Raw genomic sequence first — 12,716 nt, 5'->3', positions numbered from 1 at the left:
ACGAAGCGTTGCAGGCCTTGGAACGCGCGTGAAAGGAGGCGGTTTCCAAACTCGCTCAGGCCCACGCCCGTCTGCGCAGCGCCGAGGGGCGGTATCGGATCGAGGAAGCGCGCCAGAAGGAGCTTTACGATCAATTGGGCAAGTGTGTCATCCGCGCGCAGAAATCGGGGCTGGTCGTCTATGGCGGCGGCGGCGACCGGCGCTTTTACTACGGTGAAGAGCAAATCCGCGAAGGCGCGACCGTGCGCGAGCGGCAGCCCATCATCACCATTCCAGACATCACCCAGATGGCCGTGCGCGTGAAGATTCACGAGGCGCAGATTAAGAAAATCCAGAAGACCATGCCGGCGCGCATCCAGATCGACGCGTTCGCGGACAAGCACCTGACCGGTGAGGTTTCCAAAGTCGCGGTGCTCCCCGATTCCCAGGACCGCTGGATGAACCCGGACATGAAGGTTTATCTCACCACGATTGAGATCGACGGTGCGCACGACTGGCTTAAGCCGGGCATGAGCGCCAAAGTCGAAATTCTCGTGGATCAACTGGAGGCCGTGGTTTATGTCCCGATCCAGGCGGTCATCCCCAGCGGGGGCAAACACGTTTGTTACGTTGTGGACCGGGGTGATCCGGAAGTGCGCGAGGTGGAGATCGGACAATTCAACGACGAGTTTATCGAGATCAAGAAGGGCCTGAAGGAAGGCGAGCGCGTGATGTTGCGCGCACCGGAAGGAACCGAACCCGAGGGAGAGACGAATGGGAATAACTCGGAAACGCCCCCGCCGGATGAACCCATCTTGAAGCGAGACCGGAAAGACCAGAAGCCATCCGGAACGAAGCCTCCGAAAGAGAGCCCACGCAACCCCGCGCCTCCTGTCGGCAAACCGCCGGCCAAGCTGACCTCCGGCACCATCCCGACAGCACTGCGGAGTGAGCCTTGGCGCGTAGCGCAGAGTTGCACTCTGCCGTATCGCCGATTTGCAATCGGCAAGGCGTCGATCAATTCGCTCGATTTGGCCGAAGCGCCGCAGAATGAAATCCTGCGAAACGGCAGATTGAAAATCTGCGCTACCGGGGCTTCCCGCCAAACGTGAGCGATGGTGGCCTGCCTCAAAACCCAAGAACCTCGGGTGCTGGATCGGAGTCCGCTCGTCCGCCTGGAAGAAGTTCGAAAGACCTACCAGATGGGCCTGGTCACAGTGGAGGCACTCCGCGGGGTGTCGCTCATGATCCAGGCCGGCGATTACATCAGCATCATGGGACCGTCCGGCTGCGGCAAGTCCACCTTGATGAATTTACTCGGATGCCTGGACCGCCCGTCCACCGGGTGTTATTGGCTCGGCAATGAGGACGTTTCGCAGATGGACGACGACGCGCTCTCCGAGATCCGCGGCGCGCGCCTGGGTTTTGTTTTTCAATCCTACAATCTGATTCCCAAACTGACGGTCGAGGAGAACATCGAGATACCGCTTTACTACCAGGGCTGGTCGGAGGGCGAAAGCCGGGCGCGGACCGTCGAACTGGCGAATCGCGTCGGGCTCGGAAATCGGCTCGACCATCGGCCTTTCGAGTTGTCCGGCGGCCAGCAGCAGCGCGTGGCCATTGCGCGCGCGCTCGTCAACGATCCACTCCTTATTCTCGCGGATGAAGCCACGGGCAATCTCGACTCCAAATCCGGCGCGGAAATCCTGAACCTCCTCGACGAACTCAACGAGCAGGGCAAAACCTTGATCATGGTGACGCACGACGAATCGGTGGCGCGGCGGGCGCGGCGGGCGATCCGCCTACGCGACGGCCTGGTGGAAAGCGATGTGGAACAGTAATGCGGGCCTTGAACGACAGCTTGCGAATGGGGAGCGCACGCGCCCTCGCGTGCGGTGGTCGGCGCCCACGCCGGCCACACGCTTCCGTCCAGAACTGCCATTGCTGGATGATACTGTTTCAAAGACGATCCGACCGGCGAGGCGCCGGCCGGGACACGCGAGGGCGCGTGTGCTCCTCATTCGAACTTCTGTCACATGGCTAAGTTCGATTTCACCGATCGCTCCGAGGACGTGAGCAAGTTTGCCCTGAAGGCGCGCCTGACGGGACAAGCCTTCTCCTGGGCTCGCTTGAAGCGCACCGTTCGGCTGGGGCTGAAAAGCTTGTGGCTCCACAAGCTGCGCTCGCTGCTCACCGTGCTGGGCATCGTGTTTGGCGTCTGTTCCGTGATCGCGATGCTTGCCATTGGGGAAGGCGCCAGCTTCGAAGCGCAGGAACAAATCAAGAATCTCGGCAGCCAGAACATCATTCTCCGCAGCATCAAGCCTCCAGAAGAACAGAAAGTCTCGCAAGCCAACCAAAGTTTCACTTTGGAATACGGGCTGAATTATCTGGACCTGAAAGCCATTCAATCGACCATCCCCGGCGTGACCGTCATCGTTCCGGGGCGGGTCATTCGGGATTACGTTTGGAACATTGCCCGGCGCGTGGATTGCGAAATTCTGGGCACGGTCCCCTGGTATCCGACCATGCGCAACCACCGCGTTGCTCAGGGACGCTTCTTTTCCGACTACGACATGGAAGAGAAGGCCAGCGTCTGCGTTCTGGGCGCGGAAATGGCCGACCGCTTGTTCCCGCTTTCTTCTCCGCTCGGTGAAACCGTGCGCGTCGGGGAAAGGTACTACCGCGTGATCGGCGTGATGGAGCCGGCGGCGAAGAGCGCCAAGAATGGAGACGCCAACCTCAGCGCCGCGGCCACGCCCAGCGCCCTGCACCGCATGTACATTCCGCTGGGCGCCAAGCGGCGCGACATCATCATTCAGTTCCTCGTCGAAACGGTCATGCTCTCCGGCGCGGGCGGCGTGATGGGAGTCATTCTCGGCGTCAGCATTCCTTACATCGTGACCTGGTTCTCGCAAATGGTGACCATCGTGACTTTGTGGGCGCCGATGATCGCCTTTTCTATCTCGGCGTTGGTTGGAGTGGTCTTCGGATTATACCCTGCCTTCCGTGCGGCCAGCATGGACCCGGTGGAAGCCCTCCGGCACGAGTAGTTGAACCTGGAAACGGCGGTTTGAGCCCACGAAACACACGAAAAGACACCAAAGGATGAGCTGGCGGTTAGTGCCTAGCGAAGTCCAGTTTGCGAGATCGGTCGAAGTCTCGATGCGATAGATGCCGTCCGCCGAAACGCTGAGCGATAATTCAAATCCGGCTTCAGACCGGAATTCCGTTCGGCCTTCGGGTCCGCGCGGACGTATCGCGACGTTCAGCGGCAAGGAGGTTGTGACTCCCCCCAAATTATCAGTGGCGCGCGCGTAGAGGCGATAGTTCCCCGCAGGCGCATTGGTCCAGGTCCACCGATAGGGCGCGGTGTCCACACGGCCTAAGAGCCGGCTGCCCTCGAAAAACTCGACCTGGCTGACGCTCCCGTCGCGATCCGTCGCCGTGGCCTCGATCAACACAGGCGCCAGCGCCGCGAACGCTGTGCCCGGCCCCGGCTGCAGAATTCAGAGAAACGGAGGACTGTTCAATCCGATGTATCGACGGCGTTCCCGACTACAAACTCCTGGCGCCGGCGACCTGACTGTCGATCCACGCGATGCGGCGCTCGATCCACTTCTTCATCCAGCGCACTTCGTCCTCGTAGGAGTCGCCGACGTAGTGATTGCAGGTGACGTGCTGGCCGAGCACGGGCCAACGTTTGAAATTCCGTTCCTGCGCTTCATCCAGCAGAGCCGCGATTTCGTCGATGCGCGCCTGGACTTTCTTGGGATCGAAAATGTCTTTGCGGAGGTAAACCCAGCGCGCGGCGCAGCGTTGGGCAAATGCGGGATCTTCGCGCAATCGGTGGTACCATGAGATTTCAGTGGGGCGGAGGTTGGACGAATACCAGCCGTGCGTTTCGTCCCCGCCGTAATAATTCGCATTGCCGAAGGAACGATTCCAATCCCAGGGCGGCTCCGGTCTGAGTTTGCCGCCTCGATCTTTGGTCAGAAAAGCGCTGTAACGGAAGCCGTCCACGTTCTTCGTCGCTTCGATTAGCCAGTGCATGTCGATGAACGACGCCACATCGAGATACGCGGCGTAGCCCGTTCGCGGGTCCTGGAGATTTTCGCCGTAGAGCGCTTCTTCGAACGCATTGAAGTAACGCGTCAACCACGATCTCTGTTCGGCGGTGATGTCTTCCGCTTTCGGATAGACGTAGAAGTAGGGGCCGCCGTGCGCGGTATTGAATCTTCTCCCGTCGCGATCACCGTGGTCGCGCTTGAGGATGTAGCCGCCCGTGATCTCGGGTTCCGACAGATGTTCCGGCTCCAGCTTCGCGATGTCCACCCGGTCCTTGCCGCGTTTGATTTTTTCCACCAGCACATAAATGCCGGCGTAATGGCTCATGGAGACCGGGCCGTCCGAGGAGGTCAGGAACAGTTCAATGAAACGAGTGCGCGGCGCGTAACGCCCCATCTTGCGGACGAGCTCAAACGCGAGCACATCGCGCATCAACGTCTTGTCTTCGTAAGGCGCGTAGAGCACCCAATCTTCTTCTTTGGGCAGACCGAGCAGCGGCACTTTGATCTGGTTGGTCTGGCTGTTCACCATGTGGAAGGTGAACGATCGCTTCGGCAAGTGCAGCGAAGTGTTCCCGCGCAAATTGATCGTTCCCAGCCCATCGTAATCCGGCGGGGCGTCGAGGGAAGCGCGCCCGTTTCCCGTGTCGAAGCATCGCGCCCGCACCAGCGTTTCCGCATGACGCGAAATGGATTGGCCGAAGGCCTGCAGGACGACGATGGGCAGATTGGAGGTGAAATTCGCCGCGGGCTTCGCTGCCAAAGCGGGGGCCGGGGCCGGTATTTCGACGGTCGGCGCGGGCTGGTTCCAGGCCTGTTGCTGGCGTTGGGCTCGATGGAATTCCTTTCGAATGAACGCCAGGATTCCGAGGATGCCGAGCATCGCGGCGAGAACGCCGAACGTTGCGCCCAGACCTGCCAGACGCCGGCCGCGCCTCAATCCAGCCGCCCGCCGAATCGACCAACTCGCCAATCCGGCCATCAAGGCCGCCATGAAACCGAGCGGAACCGAAATCAACTTGGGAAAGGGCGCAGGCGCCAGCGCGAGCAAGAATCCGGCAAGTCCCGCGAGCAGGCTGAGGATGGCCAGTTTGGAATAGCGGCTTTTCATTTGTCAGTTTCAGGGCAGCAGGCACGGGATGACCTGGCGGCTGTGACGCCGATAGATGCGGAAATTAACCTGAAACTTTCAAATATTTCTTCTTTCGCGCGCTCAAGTCCGGCGGGAGCCCTTCGACCGAGCCGATCAGGTCCGAAATAAGGTCCAACGTACTCGACGTCTTGCGATTGACCCCCGTTGGCCCGTTTTGCAGGCGATCTCGAATCACGCCGGACTTCGAGACGCGGCGCAATTGTGATTCGGCTTCGATCTCGGCCACAAGCTTCTCTGGCAGGCGCACGGTGAGTGTTTTCATGCAATCATCGTATGACAAGCACTGCACCAATGCAATGCGATTGCCCCGTCCCCTCAGTTATCGACGGTGGGGCGACGCTGCTGCGGGGCCTTTCTTCGATGGCATTGGAGCCTCGCCCCACCCTCAACTGATGGCATACCGCTTCTCGGGCCTGCAATTCTCGTTTGCCCGAATCGTCGAAGCTTGGTATGCGCCTCAAAGGTAGGGCGAGCCTGTCCCCAGCGAGCCGATCTGGACGTATTCCAAGCACGTCGCCCGGCTCGCCGGGACGGACTCGCCCTACCCGCGAACGAATCTTCTGCTTGTCTTTCCCTCCGAGTTGACGAGTAATCTTGCCGCAAAACATTCCCGATCATGCGCGCATCATTGACCAGCCTGCTTCTGTCCCTCTTGACCTTTGCCGCCACGAATTTGCCCGCTGCTGAAGGCGCATCCAACTGGCCGCGCTGGAGAGGGCCGCACGACAACGGCAGTACTGAACACGGAAGTTATCCTGCCAAATGGGATGCCAGCTCGAACCTTCTCTGGAAAACGCCGCTGCCCGGCAAGGGTTGCTCGACGCCTATTGTCTGGGACCAACGCATCGTGCTCACGGCGCCGGCCAACGGCCAGGATGCCGTGCTGGCGTTCGATTGGTCGGGGAAACTTCTCTGGCAAACGTCCCTGGGACCTGAGAATCCGGGCAAACATCAAAACGGTTCAGGAAGCAATCCTTCGCCCGTCACGGATGGCCAGGGGATTTTTGTCTATTTCAAGAGCGGCAATCTCGCAGCGATCGAATTCGACGGCAAAGTCCGCTGGAAAACCAATCTGGTCGAGCGCTTCGGCAAAGACACGCTCTTCTGGGATCACGGCACGTCGCCCGTGTTGACCGAGCGAGACGTCGTCGTGGCCCGAATGCACCATGGAGATTCGTGGCTGGCGGCATTCGACAAGCGCACGGGCCAGATTCATTGGAAGGTGGCCCGGAATTATGAGACCCCGGTGGAAGGCGATCACAGTTACGCTTCGCCGACGGTGATTCGCCATCAGGAGAAGGAAGCGGTGCTGGTTTTGGGCGGAGAACATCTGACCGCGCACGACGCCACCGACGGAAAAGTGATTTGGTCGTGCGGGGAGTTCAATCCGAAGGCGCGGAGTTATCTGCCGGTCGTGGCGTCGGCGCTCGTGGCGGGCGAGATCGCTGTGGTTCCTTATGGGCGGGACAAGGATTCCACGGTCCACGGCATTAAGCTGGGTGGGAGCGGTGACGTGACCCACTCCCACCGCGTCTGGAAGCGCGAAGACACCGGAGCGTTCGTGCCGACGCCGGCAGCGTATAAAGGACGGGTCTATTTCGTGCGGGATCGCGGGGAGGTCGAATGTCTCGATCCGGCCATCGGAAAATCTCTCTGGAAGGGCGAGCTGCCGAAACATCGGTCCAGTTATTACGCCTCGCCGTCGGTCGCGGACGGAAAACTCTACGCCACGCGCGAGGACGGCGTCGTGTTTGTCGCGAGCGTGGACGGGAAATTCGAGATCCTTTCTGAAAACAACATGGGTGAACGCGTGATCGCCTCGCCCGTGCCGGTCGCAAACCGGTTGCTGATCCGGGGCGAGAAGCACTTGTTCTGCATCGCGGCGAAGTGAGCACAATCGAGACGGGCGGGCCGGAACGCCAGCAAGAGGACAGGGGCGAACTTCGAACGTCCAACTTTGAACTTTGAACATCGAACTTTGAACTTGGAATAAACATGACACCGACCTTCGCTTTGCTGCTGGTCCTGGCGCTGGATGCTCCGGTTGACCTTTCGCGTTTCGATCCTGCTTCCGGCATCCGCATCGAACGCCAGGGATCATCTCTCCGTGCGGAATGGGCTGCGGACGGGGAGAAACGCCACGCGGCTGTCTTCTCACTCGATCCAACGAAGCCTCTCTTCGGGTCCTTTGAAGTCGCAGGAGTCGCCGTGATGCGAGACGTCCGCCCGGTGCTCACTATCACCACGGGCTCGCGCACGGAACGCGCGAACGAACGTTACATCTTTTTCGACAAGCCCGCTTCTCGCCCGACCCAAACCCACGAGGCCAACTTCGATCTCAAGACGGTGCGCGTCGAAAGCGCAGGCACCCGCGCCGCGATGCACTTCTCCAATCTCACCGCCGGACCGTTCACGGGCGAGCTAGTGGTGCGGCTCTATTCGGGAAGCCCCTTTGTCCACGTCGAGGCCGCACTGAAGAACGACGGCAAACTTCTCGCTTACATCTACGACTTCCAACTTGAAGGAGCGTGGAAACGCGTCGCGTGGAAAAGCAACGAGACCGATCAATGGGTCCGCGCTTCGCTGGAAGGCGAACCGAAACCCGTCAGCGTTCGAAACCGCGCCATCTTTGGCGAGACGCAAACCGGCTCCGTGGCGGTCTTCCCGCCGCCCCACGCGTTTTTCTTTCCACGGGATCACACGGTGAATTTCAAGTTCGCGCAGATTGGGAAGAACCGACTCGGGCTGCGGCAAGATCCTGCGGGCGGTCCCGGCCATCAGGGCGCGTTCATTCCCTGGTTCGACGCGCCCGCGGGCAAGATCCAGCGCATGAGCGCATTCGTGCTCGCCTCCCCGGAAAAACCCGAAGCCGCGCTCGAACGCGTGAAACGCTACACGAACGGCGATGTGTTCAAAACCATGGAAGGCCGGTTCACGTTCACCAGCCACTGGCACGTGCGCCTCGCAATGAACGAACTCAACGGAAACCCCGCCGGCCCTGAAGTCGCCAAGGTGTTCAAAGCGATGAACGTGAATCTCGTTCACCTGGCTGAATTCCACGGCGACGGCAATCCCGCCGACCCCGGCCCCAAACGGTTGCCTCAACTCAAAGCGATGTTCGATGTCTGCCGGAAGTATTCGGACGAGCGGATTCTTTTCATCCCAGGCGAAGAAGCCAACGCCCAGCTCAATATTCCTGCGCCCAAGGGCACGCATCCGGGCCATTGGCTCTACCTGTTTCCCAGGCCGGTCTATCTGACCCTCGTTCGCAGCAATGGCGTGCCGTTCGTCGAAGACATCCCACCTTACGGCAAGGTCTATCACGCGGGCAGCGAGGCGGACATGGTGGAGATTCTGCGGCGTGAGAAGGCGCTGGCCTGGACGGCGCATCCGCGCATCAAAGCCTCCTTCGCCTGTCCCGACGCTTACAAAGAGAAGGATTGGTACCAGGACGATCTCTGGCTCGGCGGCGCCTGGAAAGCAATGCCAGCGGACCTTTCCGAGCCGCGCCTGGGTGTGCGCGTGCTCGACTTGCTGGACGACATGAATACCTGGGGCCAGCGCAAACAAGTGCCCGGCGAGGTGGACACGTTCGAGCTGGACGCCACGCACGAACTCTACGGCCACATGAACATCAATTATCTCAAGCTCGAGAAGAAGCCAACCTTCGACGATTGGTCGCCGGTGCTGGGCGCGTTGCGGCGCGGCGATTTTTTCACGACCACGGGCGAAGTGCTCATTCATTCCTTCGACGCGAGGAACGCGAAAGTGACCGCCGAACTCGAATGGACCTTCCCGCTTTCGCAAGTCCTCATCGCGTCCTGGGACGGCCACGAAGTAAAGCGGCAGACGATTCAGGTGCCGGATGCCCGTGAGTTTGGGCGCCGCAAATTCGAGTGGCCGCTGGAAAGCTCTCCCAAGTGGGTGCGTCTCGAAGCCTGGGATGTCGCCGTCAACGGCGCCTTCACGCAACCTCTGTGGTTGCAGTAGCAGGTGTTCCATGGCGCGGGTCGTTATCGAACATCTGGACAAGACCTTCCTCGGCCCGAAAAAGGAGGAAATTCCGGCGCTCAAGGATCTGAGCCTCTACGTCGAGGACAAGGAACTCCTGGTGCTGGTGGGACCGTCGGGGTGTGGCAAGACCACTTTGCTCCGCACGATCGCGGGCCTGGAGGAGCCGACCCGAGGCGGCATCTCTATCGACGGCCAAATGATCAACCGCGTCCCCGCGAAAGACCGGGACGTCGCAATGGTCTTCCAGAACTACGCATTGTATCCGCACATGACGGTCTTCGAGAACATGGCGTTCGGTCTCAAGTTGCGGAAGTATGCGAAGCCCGAGATTGAGGCGCGGGTGGCAGAAACGGCCGCGCTGTTGGGTTTGCAGCGTTGCCTGGATCGACGGCCCGGCGCGTTGTCGGGCGGCGAACGCCAGCGCGTCGCTCTGGGCCGGGCGATAGTGCATAAACCGAAGGTCTTTCTTCTCGACGAGCCGCTATCCAATCTGGACGCCGCGTTGCGCGCCCAAATGCGCGTGGAGTTGGCGCGCCTCCACACTCGCCTGGGAGTCACCATGATTTACGTCACGCACGATCAGGTCGAGGCGATGACCCTCGGCCACCGGATCGCAGTCCTAAACGAAGGAAGGATTCAGCAAGTCGCCGAACCGTTGGAGTTGTATCGCCGTCCGGGCAATTTGTTTGTGGCGGGCTTCATCGGCTCGCCGCCGATGAACTTCATCCGGGGTGAACTGTTGACCAAGAGCGGCGGTTGTGTTTTCGCAACCCGCACGGACAACTTTGCCGCTGGCCTGGATGCGTTGCTGATTCAATTGCCGCCGCGTTTCAAGACTGCCCTGGGACAGGTCGAGAGACGGGCGGTTGTGCTCGGAGTTCGACCCGAAGATATCGGCCTGCAACCGGTGACGAGTGCCACAGCGGGTCGTTCGGATGGCGTCGCGGCAATCCAGGCGGCGGTTGAGGTGGTTGAGCCGCGCGGACCGGAGACGTATCTTTTCCTCTCGGCCGGCGCTCAAACATTGACCGCGCGCGTGGCGCCGGATTTTCCGTGCCGGCCCGGCCAGACTGTCGCGGTTTCTTTTGCCCCGGAGAAGGCTCACCTATTCGACGCGAACACTGAAGAGGTCCTCGACCCCAGCCATTATGGTCTGCTTCCATGATGACGAACGTTTCCCCGGTAAGGGCGAGCCCGTCCCGGCGAGCCGTGGCGGACGTATTGGGAACACGTTGGTGGCGGCTCGCTGGGGACAAGCTCGCCCTACCGGGTAACCGGGGATCGGGCGGGTGCGTCTTCTGGCTTGTGCGAGGTGTCTTGGCAGGCTCAAATTCTGCCGAAGGCTCTCAGGCGCACTGAAACTTATTCAAATCCATCAAACCAATTAAGGAACTCTATGAAAAGAAACATGCTCATCGGCGCATTGACCGTGCTGGCTGTTTCTCTCAATGCCGCGGACTCCAGCCCCAAAGACGCCGTCATCGCCGCGGCCAAGAAGCTCGGCGAAGCTGCCAATTACAGTTGGAAGCAAACGGTTGCCGTTCCGGAAGGCTCTCAGTTCCGCCCGGGCCCGTCGGACGGCAAAACGGAAAAGGACGGCTTTACCCTGGTCTCTTCGAGCTTTGGAGATAACACCATGCAAACCGTGGTCAAAGGAGGCAAAGGCGCGGTGACGAATCAAGACGGCGCGTGGCAGGGCCTGGCCGAGGTGGAACAGGAAGAAGGCTTCGGACGCTTCCGCGCCCTCATGGCCCGCAATCTCAAGACACCAGCCGTCCAGGCCGCGGAACTCGCCGCCGCCGCCAAAGATCTCAAGAAAGACGGCGACGCCTATTCCAGCGCTTTGACCGAAGAGGGCGCGAAGGAATTGCTGCGCTTCCGCAGGGGCGGCGATGCCACGACCAGCAACGCCAAAGGTTCCGTGAAGTTCTGGCTGAAGGACGGAGCGCTCGTGAAATATGAATTCAAAGTCAGCGGCACCGTCAGCTTTGGCGGCAATGACCGCGATGTGGACCGAACGACCACAGTTGAGATCAAGGACGTCGGCGCCACAAAAGTCAACGTGCCCGAGGAAGCGAAGAAAAAGCTTTCTTGATCAATAGGAGCGAGCGGCGGTGCTGCGGAGCCGCCGCCGCCCGTCCTCTTCTTATGAACCGTCTGTTCGGACCGTGGCCTTTAGGCCGCTTCAACGCCAAATTCCAGAGTGGGACCGGAAGCAGCCTAAAGGCTGCGGTCCGTGCAGTTTTCGGTTCATGGGCTATTGGCACGGCTTCTTGGCCGTGGAAACTTCCCATGAACCAACCCACACCTCCTTCCCAGGAGGGGAACTGAACGCTGCGACGTCGAACGAAGCCCCGCCTCCTGGGAGGGAGCAGGAGCCGGGGGCGGTGCAGAGGTTCAATGCACGAAGCTCCTTCGGAGAATTCCTGCCTCAAACCACGGATAATTTGCCTCAATACCAGGTCAGCGTCATCATTCTGAACTATCAAGGCGCGCCATGGATCGAGCGTTGCCTCGATTCCCTGCGGCGGCAGACGCTTTTTGCTGCGGCTGAAATCATCGTGGCGGACAATGCCTCGACGGACGGATCGGACAAACTCGCGGAGAAACTGACTCAATCCTGGCCGAACGCGCGTGTCATGCAGCACGGGAAGAACCTGGGCTATTGCGAAGGGAACAATCGCGCGGCGCAGGCGGCGCGTGGCCAGTATCTGTTCTTCCTGAACAACGACGCCTGGCTGGAGCCCGATTGTCTGGCTACCTTGCTGGCGGAAGTGCGAAGTCAGCGCGCGAACGCCGCCACGCCACTCGTGCTGAATTACGATGACAACACGGTCCAGCCGATCTGGGGCGCCGGGTTCGACGTTTTTGGATTGCCCAGCTTTGCCACGCGCTACGACCAAAGCCGCGATCTCTTCATGCCGCCCGGATGCTGTTTCCTCGTCGAGCGGGAATGGTTTGAGCGCATCGGTGGATTCGACAAGGCTTTGTTCATGTATGCGGACGAGTTGGATTTGTCCTGGCGGCTTTGGATCGCCGGGGGGCGCGCCATCGCGGTTGCGCGCGCGCGCTTGCACCATCATCTGGCGGCGAACGTGAATCCGGAAGGCGGGCGCATGAGCGAAGTGCGAACCAGCGCCACCAAGCGTTTCTACACGAATCGCAACGTGCTGCTCGTGCTGCTCAAGAACTGCCGGAATGTGCTGCTCCTTCTCGTCCCGCTGCAACTCGCGCTGTGGATTGCGGAGGCCTTCGCGAGTTTGCTGCTGATCCGGCGCGGGTCATTCGTTCGGAGGGCTTACGTGGACGCTTTGGCCGAATGCTGGCGCTTGAGGCCGCACGTGCTTTCCGAGCGCCGCCGCATTGGCCAGTTCCGCCGCCGCGGCGATTTCTGGATGCTGCGCTTTCTGCGCTGGCGTTTGAATCGCTGGGAGGAACTGCGGCGCGTGCTCCGTCATGGTCCGCCGAAGGTTGCCGGGGACTGATCTTCTCTCGTGGATCGA

At 60.5% G+C, this 12,716-nt stretch carries 11 protein-coding genes; 8 read left to right on the top strand and 3 right to left on the bottom strand.

Annotated features, from left to right (window positions below; translation table 11 throughout):
- Positions 1-71: 71 nt before the first annotated feature.
- The 3 genes from FJ398_02090 (at position 72) to FJ398_02080 (ending at position 3,032) form a co-directional block, all read left to right on the top strand.
- Positions 72-1,091, top strand: a complete 1,020-nt coding sequence (locus tag FJ398_02090; protein ID MBM3836748.1) for an efflux RND transporter periplasmic adaptor subunit — start codon at positions 72-74, stop codon at positions 1,089-1,091.
- 3 nt (positions 1,092-1,094) lie between these two features.
- The gene (locus FJ398_02085; GenBank protein MBM3836747.1) at positions 1,095-1,820 is read left to right on the top strand and encodes an ABC transporter ATP-binding protein; all 726 of its coding nucleotides are present in this window, start codon (positions 1,095-1,097) and stop codon (positions 1,818-1,820) included.
- Positions 1,821-2,015: 195 nt separating this feature from the next.
- Positions 2,016-3,032 carry an FtsX-like permease family protein gene (locus tag FJ398_02080; GenBank protein MBM3836746.1) on the top strand — a complete coding sequence of 339 codons (1,017 nt, stop codon included), beginning with the start codon at positions 2,016-2,018 and terminating at the stop codon, positions 3,030-3,032.
- Here FJ398_02080 and FJ398_02075 read toward each other — a convergent pair.
- From FJ398_02075 to FJ398_02065, 3 genes are all read right to left on the bottom strand, one after another.
- Positions 2,973-3,443: a hypothetical protein gene (locus FJ398_02075; protein ID MBM3836745.1), complete on the bottom strand. Its 471-nt coding sequence runs from the start codon at positions 3,441-3,443 to the stop codon at positions 2,973-2,975. The two genes, FJ398_02080 and FJ398_02075, sit on opposite strands and share 60 nt — an antisense overlap.
- A gap of 94 nt (positions 3,444-3,537) precedes the next feature.
- Positions 3,538-5,157 carry a hypothetical protein gene (locus FJ398_02070; GenBank protein ID MBM3836744.1) on the bottom strand — a complete coding sequence of 540 codons (1,620 nt, stop codon included), beginning with the start codon at positions 5,155-5,157 and terminating at the stop codon, positions 3,538-3,540.
- A 64-nt stretch (positions 5,158-5,221) separates the two neighbouring features.
- A complete protein-coding gene (locus FJ398_02065; GenBank protein ID MBM3836743.1) occupies positions 5,222-5,461 on the bottom strand; it encodes a ribbon-helix-helix protein, CopG family in 240 nt (79 codons plus the stop codon).
- Positions 5,462-5,815: 354 nt separating this feature from the next.
- On the opposite strand from FJ398_02065, the gene FJ398_02060 reads away from it, so the two are divergent.
- From FJ398_02060 to FJ398_02040, 5 genes are all read left to right on the top strand, one after another.
- Positions 5,816-7,090: a Pyrrolo-quinoline quinone gene (locus tag FJ398_02060; protein ID MBM3836742.1), complete on the top strand. Its 1,275-nt coding sequence runs from the start codon at positions 5,816-5,818 to the stop codon at positions 7,088-7,090.
- A gap of 104 nt (positions 7,091-7,194) precedes the next feature.
- Entirely contained in the window at positions 7,195-9,189 is a 1,995-nt protein-coding gene (locus tag FJ398_02055) for a hypothetical protein (GenBank protein MBM3836741.1), read from the top strand.
- A 10-nt stretch (positions 9,190-9,199) separates the two neighbouring features.
- On the top strand, positions 9,200-10,378 hold the full coding sequence (locus FJ398_02050) for an ABC transporter ATP-binding protein (GenBank protein MBM3836740.1): 1,179 nt from the start codon (positions 9,200-9,202) through the stop codon (positions 10,376-10,378).
- A gap of 231 nt (positions 10,379-10,609) precedes the next feature.
- A complete protein-coding gene (locus tag FJ398_02045; GenBank protein ID MBM3836739.1) occupies positions 10,610-11,308 on the top strand; it encodes a hypothetical protein in 699 nt (232 codons plus the stop codon).
- A 73-nt stretch (positions 11,309-11,381) separates the two neighbouring features.
- The gene (locus tag FJ398_02040) at positions 11,382-12,698 is read left to right on the top strand and encodes a glycosyltransferase family 2 protein (GenBank protein ID MBM3836738.1); all 1,317 of its coding nucleotides are present in this window, start codon (positions 11,382-11,384) and stop codon (positions 12,696-12,698) included.
- Positions 12,699-12,716: the final 18 nt, after the last annotated feature.

This window comes from Verrucomicrobiota bacterium (assembly GCA_016871535.1).
Lineage (GTDB): Bacteria > Verrucomicrobiota > Verrucomicrobiia > Limisphaerales > SIBE01 > VHCZ01.
Note: the sequence above shows the minus strand (reverse complement) of the source record. Positions and strands in the feature narration are given on the sequence as shown.

What these genes read in the sequence shown, in the direction of transcription:
- FJ398_02070 (MBM3836744.1), bottom strand. Translation starts at nt 5,157, where the DNA reads ATGAAAAGCCGCTATTCCAAACTGGCCATCCTCAGCCTGCTCGCGGGA.
- FJ398_02050 (MBM3836740.1), top strand. Translation starts at nt 9,200, where the DNA reads ATGGCGCGGGTCGTTATCGAACATCTGGACAAGACCTTCCTCGGCCCG.
- FJ398_02060 (MBM3836742.1), top strand. Translation starts at nt 5,816, where the DNA reads ATGCGCGCATCATTGACCAGCCTGCTTCTGTCCCTCTTGACCTTTGCC.
- FJ398_02085 (MBM3836747.1), top strand. Translation starts at nt 1,095, where the DNA reads ATGGTGGCCTGCCTCAAAACCCAAGAACCTCGGGTGCTGGATCGGAGT.
- FJ398_02045 (MBM3836739.1), top strand. Translation starts at nt 10,610, where the DNA reads ATGAAAAGAAACATGCTCATCGGCGCATTGACCGTGCTGGCTGTTTCT.
- FJ398_02080 (MBM3836746.1), top strand. Translation starts at nt 2,016, where the DNA reads ATGGCTAAGTTCGATTTCACCGATCGCTCCGAGGACGTGAGCAAGTTT.
- FJ398_02055 (MBM3836741.1), top strand. Translation starts at nt 7,195, where the DNA reads ATGACACCGACCTTCGCTTTGCTGCTGGTCCTGGCGCTGGATGCTCCG.
- FJ398_02065 (MBM3836743.1), bottom strand. Translation starts at nt 5,461, where the DNA reads ATGAAAACACTCACCGTGCGCCTGCCAGAGAAGCTTGTGGCCGAGATC.